The organism is Microbulbifer sp. MI-G, from assembly GCF_030440425.1.
Classification (GTDB): Bacteria; Pseudomonadota; Gammaproteobacteria; order Pseudomonadales; family Cellvibrionaceae; genus Microbulbifer; species Microbulbifer spongiae.
On sequence record NZ_CP098023.1, the window covers coordinates 4,098,317 to 4,117,655 of the forward strand.

13 protein-coding genes are annotated in these 19,339 nt (G+C 53.2%); 8 read left to right on the forward strand and 5 right to left on the reverse strand.

The window, feature by feature from the left end; all coding sequences use genetic code 11:
• Positions 1 to 41 precede the first annotated feature (41 nt).
• A complete protein-coding gene (locus M8T91_RS16850) occupies positions 42 to 2,021 on the reverse strand; it encodes a ShlB/FhaC/HecB family hemolysin secretion/activation protein (protein WP_301415387.1) in 1,980 nt (659 codons plus the stop codon).
• Positions 2,022 to 2,104: 83 nt separating this feature from the next.
• Positions 2,105 to 4,723 (reverse strand): protein kinase domain-containing protein, encoded by a 2,619-nt coding sequence (locus tag M8T91_RS16855; RefSeq protein WP_301415388.1) that lies wholly within the window; start codon positions 4,721 to 4,723, stop codon positions 2,105 to 2,107.
• A 610-nt stretch (positions 4,724 to 5,333) separates the two neighbouring features.
• Here M8T91_RS16855 and M8T91_RS16860 point away from each other — a divergent pair.
• The 6 genes from M8T91_RS16860 (at position 5,334) to M8T91_RS16885 (ending at position 11,021) form a co-directional block, all read left to right on the forward strand.
• A complete protein-coding gene (locus M8T91_RS16860) occupies positions 5,334 to 5,822 on the forward strand; it encodes an Hcp family type VI secretion system effector (RefSeq protein ID WP_301415389.1) in 489 nt (162 codons plus the stop codon).
• Between the two features lie 193 nt (positions 5,823 to 6,015).
• On the forward strand, positions 6,016 to 7,896 hold the full coding sequence (locus M8T91_RS16865; protein WP_301415390.1) for a type VI secretion system Vgr family protein: 1,881 nt from the start codon (positions 6,016 to 6,018) through the stop codon (positions 7,894 to 7,896).
• A gap of 16 nt (positions 7,897 to 7,912) precedes the next feature.
• Positions 7,913 to 8,491, forward strand: a complete 579-nt coding sequence (locus M8T91_RS16870) for a DUF6931 family protein (protein ID WP_301415391.1) — start codon at positions 7,913 to 7,915, stop codon at positions 8,489 to 8,491.
• A 3-nt stretch (positions 8,492 to 8,494) separates the two neighbouring features.
• Positions 8,495 to 8,788: a PAAR domain-containing contractile injection system baseplate protein gene (locus M8T91_RS16875; protein ID WP_301415392.1), complete on the forward strand. Its 294-nt coding sequence runs from the start codon at positions 8,495 to 8,497 to the stop codon at positions 8,786 to 8,788.
• Positions 8,789 to 9,349: 561 nt separating this feature from the next.
• Positions 9,350 to 9,832, forward strand: a complete 483-nt coding sequence (locus tag M8T91_RS16880; RefSeq protein ID WP_301415393.1) for a DUF6795 domain-containing protein — start codon at positions 9,350 to 9,352, stop codon at positions 9,830 to 9,832.
• 34 nt (positions 9,833 to 9,866) lie between these two features.
• The gene (locus tag M8T91_RS16885; protein ID WP_301415394.1) at positions 9,867 to 11,021 is read left to right on the forward strand and encodes a lipase family protein; all 1,155 of its coding nucleotides are present in this window, start codon (positions 9,867 to 9,869) and stop codon (positions 11,019 to 11,021) included.
• A gap of 282 nt (positions 11,022 to 11,303) precedes the next feature.
• Here M8T91_RS16885 and M8T91_RS16890 read toward each other — a convergent pair whose 3' ends face one another.
• Complete coding sequence (locus M8T91_RS16890; protein WP_301415395.1) at positions 11,304 to 12,809, reverse strand: hypothetical protein; 1,506 nt, start codon at positions 12,807 to 12,809, stop codon at positions 11,304 to 11,306.
• Between the two features lie 324 nt (positions 12,810 to 13,133).
• Between M8T91_RS16890 and M8T91_RS16895 the strand changes: the two genes are divergently transcribed.
• Together M8T91_RS16895 and M8T91_RS16900 are read left to right on the forward strand one after the other, a co-directional pair.
• Positions 13,134 to 14,684: an alpha/beta fold hydrolase gene (locus M8T91_RS16895; RefSeq protein ID WP_301415396.1), complete on the forward strand. Its 1,551-nt coding sequence runs from the start codon at positions 13,134 to 13,136 to the stop codon at positions 14,682 to 14,684.
• A gap of 137 nt (positions 14,685 to 14,821) precedes the next feature.
• On the forward strand, positions 14,822 to 17,557 hold the full coding sequence (locus tag M8T91_RS16900) for a M1 family metallopeptidase (RefSeq protein WP_301415397.1): 2,736 nt from the start codon (positions 14,822 to 14,824) through the stop codon (positions 17,555 to 17,557).
• A gap of 163 nt (positions 17,558 to 17,720) precedes the next feature.
• On the opposite strand, the gene gcvH is transcribed toward M8T91_RS16900, so the two are convergent.
• Positions 17,721 to 18,107 (reverse strand): glycine cleavage system protein GcvH, encoded by a 387-nt coding sequence (gcvH, locus tag M8T91_RS16905; RefSeq protein WP_301415398.1) that lies wholly within the window; start codon positions 18,105 to 18,107, stop codon positions 17,721 to 17,723.
• Positions 18,108 to 18,174: 67 nt separating this feature from the next.
• Positions 18,175 to 19,263 carry a glycine cleavage system aminomethyltransferase GcvT gene (gene gcvT / locus M8T91_RS16910; RefSeq protein ID WP_301415399.1) on the reverse strand — a complete coding sequence of 363 codons (1,089 nt, stop codon included), beginning with the start codon at positions 19,261 to 19,263 and terminating at the stop codon, positions 18,175 to 18,177.
• Between the last annotated feature and the right edge of the window lie 76 nt (positions 19,264 to 19,339).

A 19,339-nucleotide genomic window follows, 5' to 3' on the forward strand; every position in this document is an offset into this window, starting at 1 on the left:
AGATCCGCCAAATGTGTTTAACCTTGGATGGGCCTTATAAGTCAATTGTAAAATACAGAGAAATCGGTATAGACCGTTGGCTGATCTTCGCCAACGGTTAGATTAGGTATAGAGGAACCTGAATCCAGTGGCCAAGCAACAGAAACCTTGCTGGAGAACCTGTCGTTCCAGTTAAATTTAAACAACATGCCGGCTCCTGAGAACCGGGCCCAGTCATCCTTCAGCCCGGCTTCATAATTGTTCACATATCCATACCCGATATCTGCAATAAGAGCCACTTGAAACATATCATTCAGGCGCTGCCCGAAAAGCTCCGGATCAATGGCGTCAGGAAAACTCATATACCATTCAGCAGATAAAACGCCACCCCGGTCTGCGGAAAAGTCCCTCACAGAAAAAGCCCGGACACTATTGGCCCCGCCCAGGGAAAACTGCTCAAATCCAGGCAAATTACTGTCGCTATATTGCGCCCGGCTTTTTAATATCAGCCTGGAGTGATCATCAGAAAACGGCATTGGCAGAAAGATCAATGAGTTGGTATTTAAAGATAGCTTTGTGAATCTATCCCCTCTGCCTTTCTCAACTGTATTTTTGTGTTCACCATATTGCAGTGTGGTATTCACTATATTCAGCATCGAAAGAAAACCATTTGAAAGGCTGTCTATATAGAAACCCACCTCACCACCATACACATGGTCGTTTGTGAAACTTAGAATTCTATCAAGCCCTGGAATTCCACCAATATCGGATTCTTTGTCAGTCAGTGCAAGGGAACCGGTAACATTGAAATCCCGTGATCTTATGAATTTATGATCTATCGAAAAAGTATAGCGCTTGTTGAGACCATTAATATCCAGCACGTTAATGATATTGTTTTCATTTTCTTCGTCATATAGGCTGAAATCATTATAGTCAGCAGACAGCTGCACTCTGGTACGAGGGCTGATCAACGGAAAACTGTATTTCAACTGCGCCAGTTCCGAGCCCACAAAATCATTTGAGCCAGGATTGGATTTCAGATAGCCGACAGTCAAGGCATCGCCAATCCCCAACGGGTTGAGCCAGTCTATGGTGGCGTATGCTCGCTGATCACCAGTATACAATGAGCCATGATTATCCACCCTGAAAGAGGCTTTCCAGCGATTCGTATCGCGTACTTTTAAATTGAGCTTGGTCTCCCCGGGATTTTCGCCCGCACTGAAATAGCCCGTGACATTCAGAGCAGGCAGATCATTCAGCAGGTATAATCCCGCCTCAATATCTGCATGATTGACCAGATTTCCACGCTGATCCTCAAAAGGAGCAACCAATTTCCCCTGTGCATATTGATCGTTATCATCGGCAACAATCTGGCCCAGCAAACCCTCTTGTACGGTGAGCGTTACCACTCCGTTTTCCACATCCTGCGCAGGGATTTGAACCTGAGCCAGAAAAAGCCCCTGGCGCCGGTAAAAACCGGTGAGTTCTGCCGCAATCTCTTCAAGATCCGCATAGCTGAGCCCGCGATCCTCATTTTGTCTTTCAATCACACTGACGAGTTTTATTAATTCTGCAGGACCCAGCCCTTGCGGGTTAAGCTGGGCCTTCATACTATCGAGCAAGCCAGCAAGCTCTTCCAGTTCCTCAAGGGTAAACCCGCTGGCAAGGCGTTTATCTTCCTTCATAAATTGTATCCGCAATGATTCAGCTAATTGCTCAATGATTTCGCGATCAATACCAAGCTCTGGATATTCCTCCAATCTGTGAAACCGGAACTTTTTTACGGCAATCCTCGGCCCTTCATTACGCCGGGAAATCTCGGGAATCCGGGTATTGAGATTTGGAGCTTCCGCTTCATAGGTGCGCTGTAAAAAATCTTTGGTGATATCCGGTTCGTTAACCGTAGGCGTATTCTGGTCGAATGCATCCCTTACGCGACTGCGAAAACCGGCATTATCTTCCTGGGCCTGACCTGGCGTTATGGGCAGTACAAACGTGATACTTACCAAAAGTGCCAATTTGATTTTTTGAAATCCAGGCATCTCCCCCTCCATGCAATTATTGATTCAACCATCGGCTGTATCGGCACGATTTCCTTTCGCCATAAAATGCTAACAGGAACGGACTAATTCACATCCCTGACAAGACGGAAACCCGTCAATGCATCGGCCTGCCCACTGTGAAGCTGCTTGGTTGTCGCCAGACAGCGGCTCATGGGATCTTTGCGGCTACCCCCCAGTACCAGTAGCTCACCACTGGTAGCGCGCGCCCACTCCTGAACATTGCCAACAGCATTCACCAGCCCAAATGCGTTGGGGGAACCTGCCCGGGCGGGCACCAGCTCGGCACCCTTTTCAATGCCGCCGTATTTCAGGTGACAATTGCGATCGGCAACTTCTGCCTGGCCTTTCGCGCTGGCAGCAGCAAACCATTCCTGCTCGGAGGGCAACCGGTAGGTGTAGCCAGTCTCATCGCTCAACCAGTTGAGGTACGCTTCAACATTTGCCAGAGCCAGGGTAGTTGCCGGAAGATTTCCGGCTCCCAGATCCAGTGCCCCGCACTGGTCGGTGGCCCGGCAGAAAGGCTCAAGATCGCTGTTGCTGATCTCATATTTACCAACGGCCAGGGCCCTGCCACCTGCTCCCTTAACCACCACCATGGCGGGACTCAAACTGCCATCGGCGAGACGGTCATGGCAGCTGTAGCGATCCCCCCTGCCGCCACTGCCGGGGGACAGGTGCCCGCAATAGTCCAGCCTGAAATCCCTGAGAGGCTGATAACCAGGTAACAGCGCCCTGAACTGATCTAGCAGGGGCTCTGTGCGCACCGGGTCCTCTCTACCAAGGCGGGCTGCGCAGTTGCTCAATTCTTCCCCCACAACCGGGCGTATTTGCCGGGCTTTAACGCTATCCAGCTTTGCCAATTGCGACAGTTGTGCCCCCACACCGGCCACATTCATGCCGAAGTCACAGGTCAGCGCACCTTCCATATCATCCAGTACGGCATCAATCCGCCTCTGTTTCCTGGCCGCTTCCTGCCGGAGCTGGGCGAGCAGCTCTTGCTGGTGCAAACGCTCAGCTTCGCGTTCGGCCTGTAAGCGTTCCGCCTCAAGACGTGCTCGCAGGCTCTCTCTATCCCTGGCAAGCTGTGACTGGATCGCGGCGGCCTGGCTTGACACTCCGTACCAGTTAGATGCACTGTTAAGCATGGCATCGGCCTGATCCAGGTTACCCAGATTCAACTGGCCAGTGGCTGCTGCCAAAAATAGCTCAGATACCTCGCGTCGCGAGGCATCCGGGTAAGTCTCATCCCCCGGATTCAGCTCGGCGTATTCTTGAAGCTCCAGTTGAAGATCCTTCTCCCAGGCTGGTGTCAGGATGCTGAGGCCAATGAGTCTTGCTATCGCCTCTTTCTTATCGGCGATACGCCGTTGCACAAGCTCCTCTTGCAACTTTCGCTCCAGTTCAGCCTTCACTTTCGCCTGCTCAACGGAATTCTGTTGCTGCAAATGGCTGTAGCCTGCTCCTGCACCCACCAGCATCACAGCGAAAATGCCACCGAGCACCCATTTCCAGGTATTGCTGACAAAAAAAGCCTGAACAAATTTCTCTACAGTATCTGTGCGATCCTCACGCCTGAGTTCAAGAGCCAACTGCAGCGCACGCCACTGCCGCCGGCTCAGACCCTTGATGCGGCTGGGTCGCAGCTTTTGTTCAAAAGCCTTATCCGCTGGCACCTTGTCGTAGGGATGGCGCCCGCAGAACAGCTCATAGGCAACACACCCCAGGGCAAAAACATCATCACTGGGCGCTGGTTCACCCCCTTTTAGCATCTCTAGACTGGCATAGGCCGGGGTCAGGGCGCCCAGACTGCCAGCGTCAAATACGGTCGTCTCACCGCTCTTGCCAGCCAGCCCCCCTTCGGATACAGCTCGGGCAATACCAAAGTCGAAGACTTTGGCTCCTTTCTTGCTGGTAACAAAAATATTGCCCGGTTTAAAATCTGAATGGACAATCTTGTGGGAGTGGGCATAGATCAGGGCCTGGGAGATATCCCAAAACACCTTGCGGGCCTTTTCAGGCTCAAGACCAGAATCAGCATGCTGGCGCAGTAACTTGTCCAATGGAGCACCTTCAAGGTATTCCATGGTCATAAACACACGCTCCCCATCGCGATCAAAATCATAGACCGTTACGATATTGGGGTGGGCCAGGGTCTGCGACTTTCGCGCTTCGCGCTGCAGGGAGATAAAAGCATCCGGATGTTGCTGAAAGTCATCATTCAACAACTTGATTGCTACATAGGGTTCGCTGTCACTGGCTTCCAATTTGCGATGATCAAGGGCTTTGTATACAGCCCCCATACCACCAACACCAAGCAACTTATCCAGTTCGAAGCGCCCCTTGATAACAGTCCTGGTTATTGCATCAGCGGGAGGGGCTTCAGCTACTCCGGTTGTCTCTGTAAGATTTACCGATACGCCACCTGCCAATCGGGTCGCTTTTACCCGTGGGCCAGCGCCTTGTTTTGGGGTCGAACTCAGGACAGTGTCATCAATTCCAGATTCTAAACCCTCAGAAGGTGTTAATAACTTTGCGCCCCGTACAGGCGGGTGATCATTGGCCCCGGTAAACTCCTGTTGAACAACAACAGTGGCATCGCCATCCCCTGCGAGCGTATCCGCAGCTTGCTCGAGACCGGGCCCAGGGCCACCTGGTCGAACAATACGCGTCTTATCGTTCAATTCCGTCTCCGTGGAAAAACACTATCGCGCTTCCAAATGGCATAACAGTGGATGGCTAAAAGCTGATCCGGCAAGGCAAAAATAAGGCCCGAAGTATATCGAACTGCTCAATAGGCAACAATAAATCAATATTCAAATATATTTGCATACGACCGTTTCGCACAACAACCATAAGGACCATTGTTCACCTGTCTGCTGTTGCAAGCAATTACGCAGCATTACATAGTGATAATCGCTGTTCGATTTTTTTCACTTAAAACATTCCTGGTAAAGCTTGCCAATACCCAAGCTGTCTTTTTGGTATTATCATTCCCGCAATATATCCCTGCTTTTCATTCCACAGTCAATCCTCTGGCAGGAGAAACCGTCATCCCGATAATTGGGGTCGGAGTCGAATACGGGAAACAGGCGTAATCCCGACAGGCATTGAATGGTTGTAATTAATTGGTGCCAGAGTTGATTTAATAAAAAAAAATAAGGTTTTTTTTTGCTGCGCCCTCTGCTTAAATCCCCCCAGTTGCCACTGTGATGCTGATCCAGTAAAAGCGCGATTGCAGGGGTAAAGGATTAACCACCAACACCATCAGCCAAATACAAAGAGGGACTCCCCATGGCTATCTATATGAACTTCAACAACAAATCTCATAAAGGCAACGTTACCGCACAAGGGTACGAAGACTGGATCGAGGTAGACAGCTTCAACTTTGGTGTTGGTCGTGGAATCACCATGGAGGCCGGAGCCACCTCCAACCGCGAAGCCTCTCGCCCCAGCCTGAGCGAGGTGACGCTCACCAAGCGTATCGATGCCGCTTCAGGCGGTTTGTTCAAAGCCTCTGTGACCGGTGACGAAGGTGTACCCGTGGAGATCCATGTAGTGCAAACCGGTGCCAACTCTGTAGAAAAATACGCAGTTTACAAGTTGGAGAACGTCCTGATTTCTTCTTACAGTATTGGCGCCTCAGCAGGCGGTGCACCGCAAGAGTCCATATCCTTGAGTTTTGCCAAAATTGAGGCCGACCTCAACCATGCGGACAAGACCAACAAGAATCCGAAAAATATGCGGGTTGGATACGACCTCACCACGGCTACCCCACTGTAAGCGATTCGGTTTCTTTCGAGTACTGGGCGCTGGCCTGCAGAATCTCCTGCGGGCCTCGCTTTACGGGTCTTTAGCTGAGCGCTTTACGAGCCCTCACCCAAGGATCCGCTGGTCCACAGTAATTTTTCTATTCCCTAAGGCACCGTCGGGATAGTTGGGGCTGCCCATGGCAACACTAAATCAAGATAAAAGAATGCTAAAAGTCGACAGTCCTGTCGGCACCGATGCACTGGTTGCAACCACGTTACAAGGGGAAGAGCATATATCCAAGCTCTTTCACTACGAAGTTCACCTTATTTCAGACAACCACGCCATTGCGCAGAACGAAATCGTTGGCAAACCCATCACTGTTTCTATTCATCACTCTGAAACACCTCGCTATATTAACGGCTTTGTCACCCAGTTTTCATTACACGATGTCAACTCTGAAGGCATACGTTGCTATAGCGCTATTATCCAGCCGGGACTGTGGTTCACAAGCCTCGGCAGCTGTAACAGGATTTTTGAAAAAAAAAGTGCCAAACAAATTCTGGAAGAGGTGCTGGGTGAATACAATCGTGTTATTCGGCTGACACTGAAATTAAACGCTGAATACATTACTCGTGAATACTGTGTACAATTTGATGAGACCGACTTCGAGTTTGTCAATCGTCTTATGGCAGAAGAGGGGATATCCTACTATTTTAAACACTCCGACGGACAGCATGAACTTATTTTATGCGATGACCCCCAGGATTTTTACGATTGTAACAGCGAACAGATAGAATATGCCGGCGGGGGCAGCCATCCCACCAAAAATTCTATCAACAGCTGGAGGCATAATTTCAATTATCACAGTGGAGGCTTTGAACTTAAGGACTACAGCGAGTTCACTGCAACAAAAGATAACAAGCAGCAGGTAAAAACAACCAGCAAGCTCAATGATGCCGCAAGTTATCTGCGTGGATTATACGGCCTGAATCATTTCCAGGCCGATGGTGAGCATAAACATAAATTTACCGACAACTACCACAAGGCGCTGGCCGAGCGTGCTATGGAATCCCAGGAAGCCCTATTCGATGTGAGCCATGGGCGCAGTGATTGTCCGTGTCTTGGTGCTGGAGGGCGCTTCCTTTTCGATCACCCCCTGTCCACAGAAAAGGGCAAATACCTGGTTACCGCTGTACATATCTCCGCCGCTGATGGCAATAACAGCGAAACACACTTTCACAACACTTTCAGTTGTGTACCCGCATCCGTATTACCGCGTCCGGCACCCAATATCTGCGCCAAGAAAATCCACTCCCCCCAGGTGGCCCATGTACTGGAGGTAAAAGCGACAGCCTCCGATAGCTCTCAAGACCCCTATACCCAGCTCAAGGTAAAGTTCCCATGGAACTCCCGCCAAAACAGCTGCTGGGTTCGGGTTATGCAGTCCTTTGCCGGTAAAAACTGGGGGGCCAACTTTGTACCCAGAATCAACCAGGAGGTTGTCGTCAATTATATCAACGGCGACCCGGATCGCCCCTTGATCACTGGTGCAGTCTACAACGGCGATAATCCCGGCCCCAATTACACCGCTACCCAAAGCGGCTGGAAAACGGAGCACGAAGGCAGCACCTTCAATGAACTCAGGTTTGATGACAAGAGTGGCAGTGAAGAAATTTATATGGAGGCCGGCAGGGATCACACCTTTGTGATTCACAACGACCAGAGCGGAAAAATAGAAAACAAGCAGACTCTGGAAGTAAAACAGGATCGCACTATTACCGTTACCGATGGCAGTGAAGTAGTCACTATTGCCAAGGGGGACCAGAAGCTGAATGTCGACAAAGGCAATCAGGTGGTCACAATTGGCTCGGGAAATCATACCCTGAAAATAAGCAAGGGATCTCAAACAACGGACGCCATGGGTGCCATAAAGATATCTTCAAAAGCTTCTATTGAATTAAAGGTGGGAGGCAGCAGTATTAAACTGACTCCGGCAGGAATCACCATTAAAGGCACAATGCTCTCCTGTAAGGGAGATGCCTCCGCTGAGGTAAAAGGGGGCGGGATGCTCACCCTGAAAGGCGGCGTCACTATGATCAACTGACGGGAATCGAGACTCAATGACCGATTTGATCAAAGTACAAGAACTTACAGCGGCAGAACTTCTCAAGAACTTCGATGTAAGCGAGGAAGCTGAAGAATACCTGGTGCCGGATACGGCACCAGAAGTCAGCATCAATCAACTAATCAATGCCGGCCTATATCCGGATGCGATCAAATTACTGGCCCATGGCCTGCCCAAGCGTGAAGCGGTATGGTGGGCTTGTCTCGCGGCTCGGGATATCCAAAGCCCGGCAACCGACGAGGACAATGTCAATGCCCTGATCGCTGCGGAGAGCTGGGCCAAGAAACCCAGCGAGGAGGCCCGCCTGAAGTGCAAGGTTCTTGGGGAAAAAACCAAACACAAAACACCGGCGAGTTGGGCGGCAACTGCCGCCAGTTGGTGCCACGGAAGCCTGGCAGCGGTGGGGGAGCCCGTGATTGAGCCTCCGCAATACCTGTATGCACACGCCGTAGCCGGCAGCGTAACACTGGCAGCTGTATTATCCGATCCCGTTGATCCCGGTAAAATCTTTGTTCGCTATATGGCGCAGGGACTGGATTTGGCCCGTGGCGGCGACGGCAGAGTGGAGGACTGATGCATGGGCAAACCCGCCTCACGTATCACCGATATGCACGTTTGTCCAATGGTCACAGGCACTGTGCCACATGTCGGGGGGCCGGTCCTGAGTCCCGGGGCACCCACCGTCATCATCGGTGGTATGCCTTCAGCTACGGTCGGCAGCATGTGTACCTGTGTGGGGCCACCGGATACGGTTGCCATGGGCAGTACCACCGTGATGCTGCAAGGCAAACCGGCTGCACGGATGGGTGACACTACAGGACATGGAGGCAAACTCGTTGTTGGCTGCCCCACAGTACTCATTGGTGGCTGATATCAGTAAACGTTACACATGCCTATTTGCTCTATCACATTCAGGTACACCTTAGAGCAGATCCCATTGCAAAACCTCAAAGGGCAGCTATTTTCATACACTCATTGCCATTCAACTGGCAAAACCGGGATGAAGACAATGATTGCGCAACATTCACTCAGCGCCTGGAAATATGCAGGGAAGCACAAAAGGGCCGCTCACTGACAACAGAGTGTTAAACCCGGTCAGAAATCACACTAGCGAACGATCCGGAAAATGACTTAATTGCTTATAATAAAAATAAAAAATGAGACAGCCTCAAGAAAATAATTTTTGTATCACCATAAGATAATAAATTATTTGCAGAAAACTGATAGCGAACCAGAAAAATAATATATAACTGAATTATTAGACGTACAGCGTGGAAGAAATTGAAGAAATTTTCCACTTTGCTGGAACGCAATGTCACAGAAGTTTGTGTTGCAGAGTATTTTCCTTACCGGGAAGTATTTTTTCTTTCAATTACCCGGCAAACGACAATGAAGTGTACTGTGAGAGCAACCAGGCAGGAAAGTGATATCTATGAGTAAAAAGAGATGTACTGTAATTTTTCTGTCATTGATTTGGCTTAGTTTCTCTTTTTCGGAGGCGTCTTACGCAATGACTTTTTCAAATCCCTTAAAAGCCTGTACTTTTTCTGAAATGAATCTCAGGATCACCCTAAATGGACAACCGGCAGCAGGAGCAAAAGTTATTCGACTGGTGGACTGGAAGAAGGAATCTATCGACACCTTTATGGTTGATGATAGTGGCAAGGTCCATCTTCCGGCCAAATTTGAAAGCTCTATTACACAGGCTTTACCAGTAGAATTTGTGTCTTCCCAGGTGATCAATGTGCAATATATGGATCAAGTTTACAAAATATGGGTATATGCAAAAAGAAATCCAAAAGAGAACTCTGAACTTGAAGGAGAGCCACTAAACCTTAGCTGTGAACTGCTGGATGATCCAAAAACAGAGAGAGTATTTAATTCGCTGCTTAAAACTTCATGCAAATTTATTTGATCATTAACAAAACAGGGGTGATAACAGTATGCTTATGCTTACTCCAAAATATAGTGCCCAACTCGCTGCGGATATCTATCTGGTACAAAAACCCGGCACGCAGGAATTGTTTTATGATGTCTATAAATCTGATCTTGAGGTTAACAACAAAAAAAACAACAACCTAAGCGGAAAAACAGGAGCCTTTTTCCTGCTTAAGAATATCCATACCATGGGTATAGCGGCCTGTGGTACTGGCCGATTCAAAGGCCAGGCTTTTATCGCATTAAAAGGGACTTCAAGCGGTTATGATGCGCTCACCGATATCAATGCAGGCATCAAGCGGTTCCATACTGGTAGCGCCGTACACCAGGGTTTTTATTACACTTTTGAATCCCTCCTGCCGCAACTGGAACAATTTGCACACGAGTTGCCCAAGGAGATCCATACCATTCATTGCGTCGGTCACAGCCTCGGGGGCGCTCTGGCCACTCTGGTCGCAGACTGGCTGTCTTTGAACAGTGGAAAAACTGTCAAACTCTATACATTTGGCAGCCCGAGGGTTGGTTTGGATCACTTTTCCAGAAATTGTAAACGCAGGCTTACACCCGGTAACATTTATCGGGTTTACCATCGCAATGACCCGGTGCCCATGGTGCCCACCTGGCCGTTTGTACATGTACCCAATGGTGGTGTGGGGGATTTTCAATTACCAACTCCCACCCACAGCCCTATTACAAGCCACAGCAGCCAGACGTATATAGCCTCGGTTTCCCCGAATGACTCCAGCCTTGATTGGGATGCCATCAAAAACAGGAAACCCAAAGAAAACCTGGAGAAAAGTATTGAGGCCTGGCTGAGATCCGATGGTGTGCTGTCACTGACAATGAATACCGCCTGGATCGCCGGAGAGGCACTGCTTTGGGTATTAAAGAAAATTGGTAACTTGGCCGGTATTTCCCTGGTTGTTGCTGGCAGCACAACCTTTACCCTGTTGGACAGGCTGGCAATCTTCCTCCATAAGGCCTATCACATCAGCAAGGATATTTCCTTCTGGGTCATACGCCTGATACGCAGGCTGGCCCAGTTAATCGGAATGGCTGTGGTCACCGGGGCAGATATCACCGCTTCATTTATTCGCATGGTGTTTTTGCGTTTACACCATGCTATCTCCGATCTGGTGATGCGCGCCGGGCGTACGATTCACTAATCCTGATTCGCAAACGGTGTATGCAGGGAGCCCCCTGACCGTGATAGCTTCATGTTGTGAAGGTGTATTGCTTTTACCTCGGAAAATATTCCCGCGGTTCTATGATCAGCGTGATTTTAACTTTTATGTGATCGGGGGCTTTCACAGGGAGACCGTATTGGCATAACCCGGTTTTGCACAACACTTTTACACTTGCTCTTGAATCCTCTGCAGGTGGATGCCCGGCAAGCTATATAACCGGGCAAAAATGCCTTGACGTAGCTGGATGACGCCCTTGCATACCTATTGTAAGGATTTGGGTTTGCCCTGAAATTCCGCCAACCGCATTTTAATTTGCTGACTCTCAAATTCATCGGGAATTTCAAATATCAGGGGTTTGGCAACCCGCACGTAGTATTCCGCATCCTTTTGCTGGTAGAGCTCTTCCGCCAGCCACTGGGCGATATGTAACTCACGCGGTGCCCGCTGATAAGCCTGTTCCAGCATCTCCAGGTATTTTTCCCTCGGGTAGTCCAGCATCTCCATTGTCATGGCCAGACCAAACCAGTGGGAGGCTTTCTGGGGTTCTTTATCTACCAGATACGCAAATTCATCAGAGGCCCGTTTCAAACTGCGCAAATCCCGTCCCTTATTGGGGATCGTGGCCTGCTGGTTCACCGTCAGCCAGGCATGTGCACTCAGGTACCAGGGCTGTCGGCGATCATTGCCCGGTACGCTCGCCAGCAGATGGCTGGCTTGGGGGAAGTCGCCCATACGCAGGTCGGCACTCGCCTTGATGGAAACCAGCTCGGTATTGTAGATACCCGTTTGCAGGGCGTAGGCCATCAAGTCTTCCAGCGCCTGCAGGTTGTAACCGGACTGGGCGATAAAACCCGCCAGTACATTCACCGCTTCCCTGTTTGTCAGGCGCTTAACCTCGGGGGTCGCCTCGAGAAAGTCGGCGGGAATTTCTCCGGTCACTGTGTCAAATTCGCCCAACTCGTAGGCAGCAACGTAGGCCTTTTCAATTTCCGCCAGTGTCATGTCGAGGGCCTCTTCCAGCGCCAGCACCGGGTCCGCACCATCGTTGTACGCCTTGACAAACTGATCAAATTCCTCTGTCTTGCCACTTGTCATCTTCAGCCAGTGCGACAGCAGCCAGCCACTGGCATAGACATTGGCTTTGGCTTCCGCATCCGTGTTGTATACCGTGGCGCGCAACAGCGGCTCCAGGGGCATCAGGCCAGCGTACATCAGTGTCATGGCACGTTCATGCGGAATGTCCCCGAGTTCATAGCGGCCCTTCTTTGGGAAAGACATTGTCGCCATAAATTCGGCAAAGCCTTCGCTATACCAGTAGGGGAAGTGGGTGGTGTTGCCGTTATAACTGAGAAAATGAGTGTACTCGTGGAAGAGAAACTCACGGGCCTTGAGCTGGCGCTCGGCACTGCGGCCATCCAGATTGACCAGGGCATAGCTGCCTTCCGCCGAGGTGTCGAACAGTCCATTGGTCATTTCTGCCAGTTCAGCACCCACCAGGCCGGCATAGGTATCGCGGTCTCCGGCAGCATAGATGGTGAGCTTCGGGATATCGGGTGTCGCATCGAGTAATTCAATCGCCACAGCACGGTAGCGCTCCAGATCGGCCACCAGGCGCTTTACGGTCTGGGGGTCACCATCGGTAATTACCCGGAAGTTGTCACTATCCACGGCATACCAGATTTCCTCCCCCAGATAGCGTGGAGCGGCAACGGCAGTCAGCACAAAACCGAAACAAAATACTAAACAAACAGCTGCGCGGGAAACCATAGTTCAAGTCACCGAGTCATTATTGCCGGAAGCCTCCCTGGCACGCCCAAAGAGCCTCCACACTACCGGTTTTTATTGGTTAAAAAAAGATCATTTCGATCATAAATTATCTAATTCGTGAATTTTATATGACTGAATATTCATAAATATATCGAACAAATCAAAAGCCATAGCGGATGCCAGCAGCGACAAGCAACGAGACAGATCTCTCAATTTTGCCCTGATCCACCTACCAAAAGCGGTCAAGGCTCTATATTTTCCTGTTGACCAGATACCAGTCGTTGGTCAAAAAATAAAAATGATTCAAACAGATGAGAGATAACAATGAAAATAAGTCGATTACTGGCGTTGCTTGGCAGCGCCCTGATCTCAATCCACGCCTGGTCGGCACCGGAGTATATTGCAGACCTGGATATCACTTCCTTTGACGGCACCCTGCTGGATGCCAATCTCTTTGTACCGGAATCACCCCCACCGGCAGAGGGCTTCCCCACGGTGATTTTTACCAATAGCTGGGCCCTGGATAAGCACCAGTACTATTTCCAGGCCCGGGCACTGGCGGAAAAGGGCTATCTGGTACTGAGCTACTCGACCCGCGGTTTCGGCCAATCCGGCGGCCTGGTGGATGTGGCCGGAGAAAATAGTATCGCCGACGTCAGTGTGCTGATCGACTGGCTCGAAGCCAACTATCCCGTGGGCAGACTGGGCATGGCGGGCATTTCCTACGGTGGCGGTATCTCATTGCTGGGTGCCGCCCAAGACGCCCGCGTGAAGGCCGTGGCCTGCCTGTCCGGCTGGGCCGATGTGGTAGAGGCGCTCTACCCCAATGAAACCGTCAATCTGGTTTGGGGCGGTCTATTGGTCAACACCGCCCTGCGCAAGGAACCGGAGCTGAACCAACTCTGGGCCGATCTGCGCAGCGGCCAGAATTTGGAGCAAGTGATTCGTTTTGCCGCGCAACGCTCGGCCATTAGCTATATCGATGGGTTAAACGAGCACGGCACTGCCGTACTGCTCTCGAATAATTTCGCCGACTATCTGTTCAAACCCAACAGCATGGTCCACCTCTATTCTCTTCTGGAAGGTCCCAAAAAGCTGTTGCTGAATCCGGGTACCCATGCCATTACCGAAATCCTCGCGGGCAGCGACGGTCGTATCTGGTCCACCAGTTTCCGCTGGTTCGATCATCACCTCAAGGGTGAGGACAACGGTATTGACAGCGAACCCAAAGTGGATATGGCGGTGCGTATCAGCAACAAACTGGAGCAGTACGAGGACTACCCGGTAACGGGCGAAAGCACCACCTGGTACCTGCGGCCGCGCTTTACCCTGTTCAACAATGGAGGCATGCACGGCGAACGCTATGATGGCTGGCGCTGGACCAATACATTCCACGGAGGTTCCGACACCTTCGCAGGTACCGGTATCCCGCTGTTATCCGACGCCCTGGAAGGCTTCGGTATCCCGGTTTACACCCCCATGCTAGCCATTAACGGATACTACGCGATTGAGTATCAATCCCCAATCCAGTGGCAAACCCTCAGGATTCGCGGGGAGCCGAGACTGGCAATGTGGATTGAACCCAGCCGGGAAACCGTACAGCTGCAGGCGCACCTCTACGATGTCGGCCCCCTGGGGCTGGGCCGGCTGATCACCCATGCGCCCATCACCCTGCGCGGTGGCAGGGCGGGAGAGCCGCAGAGGGTCGATGTGGAGCTGTTCACCACCAGCTACGATGTCCCCGCCGGTCACCGGGTGGTGCTGGCCATTGATACCCAGGGCCTGATCTACCAGAAACCCCAGGACACCGATTACCGTATCCGCGTGCCCTACAGCCGCAGCGAGGCCTCCAGCCTGACGATCCCGCACCTCTGAGAATACGCCAGCTTGCCCTTTCCCCGGCGGTGGCCTGCCGGGGGACTGAACCGCCCCGCTGATCAACTCGTCTCAGCACAGCGCGTATTTTCTCACCGAACCGTTACAATGCGCTTTTCGACTGAATACCCACACTTATGAATAAGAAGATTCCTTTTGCCCTGCTGGCCACTGCGCTGCTGTTTGCAGCTGCTCGCGCCCCGGCAGAAAAAACCCCGGAGCATCAACAACAAACCGCCGCGGAAACAGCGGCAGCGGACTACAGTGATGTCCCGGGAGGCAAACTGCCCGAGGGCGTGCACCCTTTGGCCTATCGCCTCGATTTGCTGCTGGATCCGCGCCAGGCGTCCTTTGACGGCAGTGTTGCCATCGATATCCGCCTGGACGAGAGCACAGACCACATTTGGCTGCACGGCAAGAATCTCACCGTGGAAAAAATCCATGCTCAGCGCAAAGACGGCCAGACCGTTGCGGCCTCTTACCGCCAGGTTCTCGACAGCGGCGTGGCCGTAATTGCTTTCGCCGAGTCTCTGCCCGCCGGCGACTTCACCCTGCACATCGACTATAGCGCGGCCTTCGATCGCAACCTCGCCGGCCTGTTCAAGGTAGAGGAGCAGGGCAATGCCTATGCCCTGGCCAAGTCCGAATCCATCCAGGCGCGCAAATACCTGCCTGGTTTCGACGAACCCGGCCTCAAGGCGCCCTTCTCTATCAGTCTCACCGTGCCCGAGGGCTACGCCGCCATCAGCAATGGTCCGGAGCTGGCACGGGAGCCGGCCGGTGCGGGTCTTGAGAAAGTCACCTTTGCCACCACGCCCCCCATGCCCACTTACCTGCTGTCTTTGTCAGTGGGCCCCTTCGATATGGTGGAACGCCCGGCCATCCCGCCAAATAAATACCGCAGGGAAGCCATCCCATTAAGAGGTTTTGCGCGCCATGGTCGCGGCGGGGATATGCACTATATCCTCGATATCACACCGAAAATGGTGGAAACCTTTGAGACCCAGCTACAACGCCCCTACCCTTTCAAAAAGCTGGATATTATTGCTGCCCCCCAGTGGCCCAGCGGCGCAACAGAGTTGTCTGCCGCCATTACCTACCGCGAACAGCGTATTCTGGTGGGAGACAACCCGGCACCCGGTACCCGCCTGGCCCTGGTGGAGGTGCACGCCCACGAGATCGCACACATGTGGTTTGGCAATCAGGTCACCCCACCCTGGTGGGATGACCTGTGGCTGAAAGAGGGCTTTGCCACCTGGGGTGAACCCCTGGCTCTCACCATTATGGAGCCCGAGGGCGGTCACGACCTCAATGCCACCACCTCCGCCATCAGCGCCATGCAGCTGGACTCCCTCGCCAGCACCCGCGCTATCCGCGAGCCGGTGACAAACAACAACACTATCCGCAACGCCTACGATGCCATCACCTATTCAAAAAGCCTCGGCGTCATCAATATGGTGGACAGCTACTTCGGCGCCGAACGGTTTCGCCCGGCCCTGGGCCGCTACCTGGAAACTTTCAGCGGTGGCAAAGCGGATTCCCCGTCCTTTTACCGTGTGATCGGTGAAGAAACCGATACCCCGGAATTGACGGAAACCTTTCGCAGCTTTGTGGAGCAGAAGGGGGTCCCCCAACTGGATCTGTCACTGGAGTGTGCCGATTCTGGCCGTGCCAAACTGCACGTACACCAGAGCCGCTACAAGCCGTTGGGCTCTCCCATTGCCGATGCCCGGCAACAGTGGAACATTCCCTTCTGCTACAAAAGCGATACCGCTGTGCAACACTGCCAGATGCTCACGCAGGTCGATACGACCCTGAATGTGCCCGGCGAGGCCTGCCCCGGTTGGATCATGCCCAATGTGCAGGGTAGTGGTTACTATCGCTGGAACCTGCCCACAGCCCAGTGGCAGGCGCTGGTCAAGCGTTTTGACCAGTTTGCCCCCACCGAACAGCTGTCGATTATCGACAGCGCTTTTGCAGCCTTCGAAGCCGGCAAGCTGCCGGACACCCTGCTGCTTGACGTAGTGCGACAATCTGCCGGGGCAGGCAAGCGCCAGGTAATCACCATGCCGCTGCGCTACCTGCGCAAGTACCGCAACAATTATCTCGGTCAAGCACAGCGCTCTGCATTTTTGCAGTTTACCCGCAATCTCTACCTGCCGCTCCTCAACAGCAGCGCCGACAGTCACGAGGCCGACCGGCAGATACTGCACAGTACCCTGCTCAGTTTTATGGCCCTGGTGGCTGAAGACCCGCAAGCGCGCAGGCAATTACTGGACAGGGCCAGGGCCTTTACCGGCTTTCAAGTCCCGCGCGATCCACAGGCACTGGACTCAGACCTCTACACTGCCGCCCTGACAGTTGCCGTGCAGGATGCCGGCGAGGCATTTCTGACACACCTGGTGAATCTGCGCGGTGCACTGGATGATCCGCGTTTTGAAAACGCCAGCGCCAATGCCATCGGCAGCAGCGACAGCCCGCGGCAGGTGGAAACCATCCACAGGCTGGCCCTCAGCGAGGATATGGGCCCGCGCGAGGCCTTTGGCCTGATCCAGTACGCTATGGCACAGCCCCGGGTACAGGCGCAGCACTGGGCCTGGCTACAGCAGAATTTCGAACAGGTGGTGGATAAAATCCCCGCACAAATCCGCCGCCGCACCCCCGCATTCGCCAACACGTTCTGCGATCGAAAGCATCTGGGAGAATTGCAGCAGCTGTTCGCAAAGCACGGGCATTTAACCCCCGGTTATGAGCGCAGTCTGGCCCAGACCGAGGAGCGTATTGCACTGTGCATGGCACTGCGGGAACAAGGCCGCTCTCTGATGGAGGCACTGCCCGGGGCGGAAGGTAAGGCGGCAGACAGCCCTTCCTGAGCCCACTCGGTCAGACCCAAATTGTAATGCCCCCCCGGTCCCTCAGGGAAGCCTGGGCGGGGCGCAATGGGCACACCCAATCCGCCTGCAGCGTGACACTGCGCGGGTGATTGCGATCGCAGGGCTTGCTCTGATTTGTCTCTGAACCGGGTCAAGGCCCGGATCAACCCTCGGACTCCGCACGGTAAGCATCGGCGTCCAGCATATTGTCCAACTCACCCGCATCCGCAGGCTTGACACGGTAAAACCAGCCATCGTCATAGGGCGAGGCATTCACGGTTTCCGGCGCATCTTCCAGGGTTTCGTTCACCGCCACCACTTCGCCGGATACCGGGGAGTAGATATCGCTGGCGGCCTTTACAGACTCAACCACACCGGCCTCATCACCCGCGGCCAGGGTACTGCCCACTTCCGGGGTTTCAACGTACACCACATCCCCGAGGGCATCCTGGGCATGGTCGCTGATGCCAACGGTGATGGTGCCGTCCTCTTCCAGGCGCGCCCACTCGTGGCTGGGCAGGTATTTCAGTTCATTGCGGATTTCACTCATGCTGTGATTCCTTGATTAAGCCTTTGAATAGATGTTCTTTTCCACGCATCCACCTGCGGTGCAATGCTCAGATGACCGATTTGCCGTTGCGCACAAAGCAGGGCTTAACCACCTTGACCGGCTGCAGTTGCCTGCGGATTTCCACCTGGGCACTGTTACCGACACTCGCAGGCACCCGCGCCAGGGCAACGGAATGCCCAAGAGTCGGTGAGAAGGTGCCGCTGGTAATGATACCGCGGTCCTCCGTGCCGTCTACCACCACGGGCTGGCCCGCGCGCAAAACACCGCGCTCCTCCAGTACCAGGCCCACCAGCTTCTGCCGGCCCCCCTGCGCGCGCTCCTGCACCAGCGTTGCGCGGCCGATAAAATCGCGATCCTCCGGCGCCCAGGCGATGGTCCAGGCCATGTTGGCCTGCAGTGGTGAGATGTCCTCGTCCATTTCGTGGCCGTAGAGATTCATACCCGCTTCCAGACGCAGGGTGTCGCGGGCGCCGAGGCCGCAGGGCGCGACGCCCGCGTCGGTCAGTGCACACCAGAAGCCACTGGCCTCTTCACCGGGCAGCATGATTTCCAGGCCGTCTTCACCGGTATAGCCGGTGCGCGCCACAAACCAGTCGCCGCGGGCGGCACTCTGAAAAACCTTCAAGGCGTCGATGGCCGCGGCCCAGTCGTTACCCAGGGCCACCTTGGCCCGATGGATGGCGCTGGGTCCCTGGATGGCGATCATCGCCAGTTGCGGGCGCTCGGCCAGCTCCACATCGAAGGGCTTCGCCTGTTGTCTCATCCAGGCGAGATCTTTTTCCCGGGTCGCACAGTTCACCACCAGGCGATAGCCGGGATCGCGCAGATAGACAATCAGGTCGTCAATGACACCGCCCTTGTCATTCAGCATGCCCGTGTACAGGGCCTTACCGGGGTTGCCATCCAGTTTCGCCACATCGTTGGCCAGCAGATAGCGCAGGTAGTCGCGGGCACCGCTGCCCTCGATATCGATCACCGTCATATGGGAGACATCGAACATCCCCGCCTCAGTGCGTACTTTGTTGTGCTCCTCCAGCTGAGACCCGTAGTGCAATGGCATATCCCATCCACCAAAATCCACCATCTTGCCACCGGCGGCGACATGTGCGTCATAGAGAGGCGTTCTGTTTCCCATTGTCAAATCCCAGTCTGCCAGGTTGCGAAGCGGCGTATTCTAGCGGCTTGGGTAGTGGCGTTTCCAGCAGACGCGG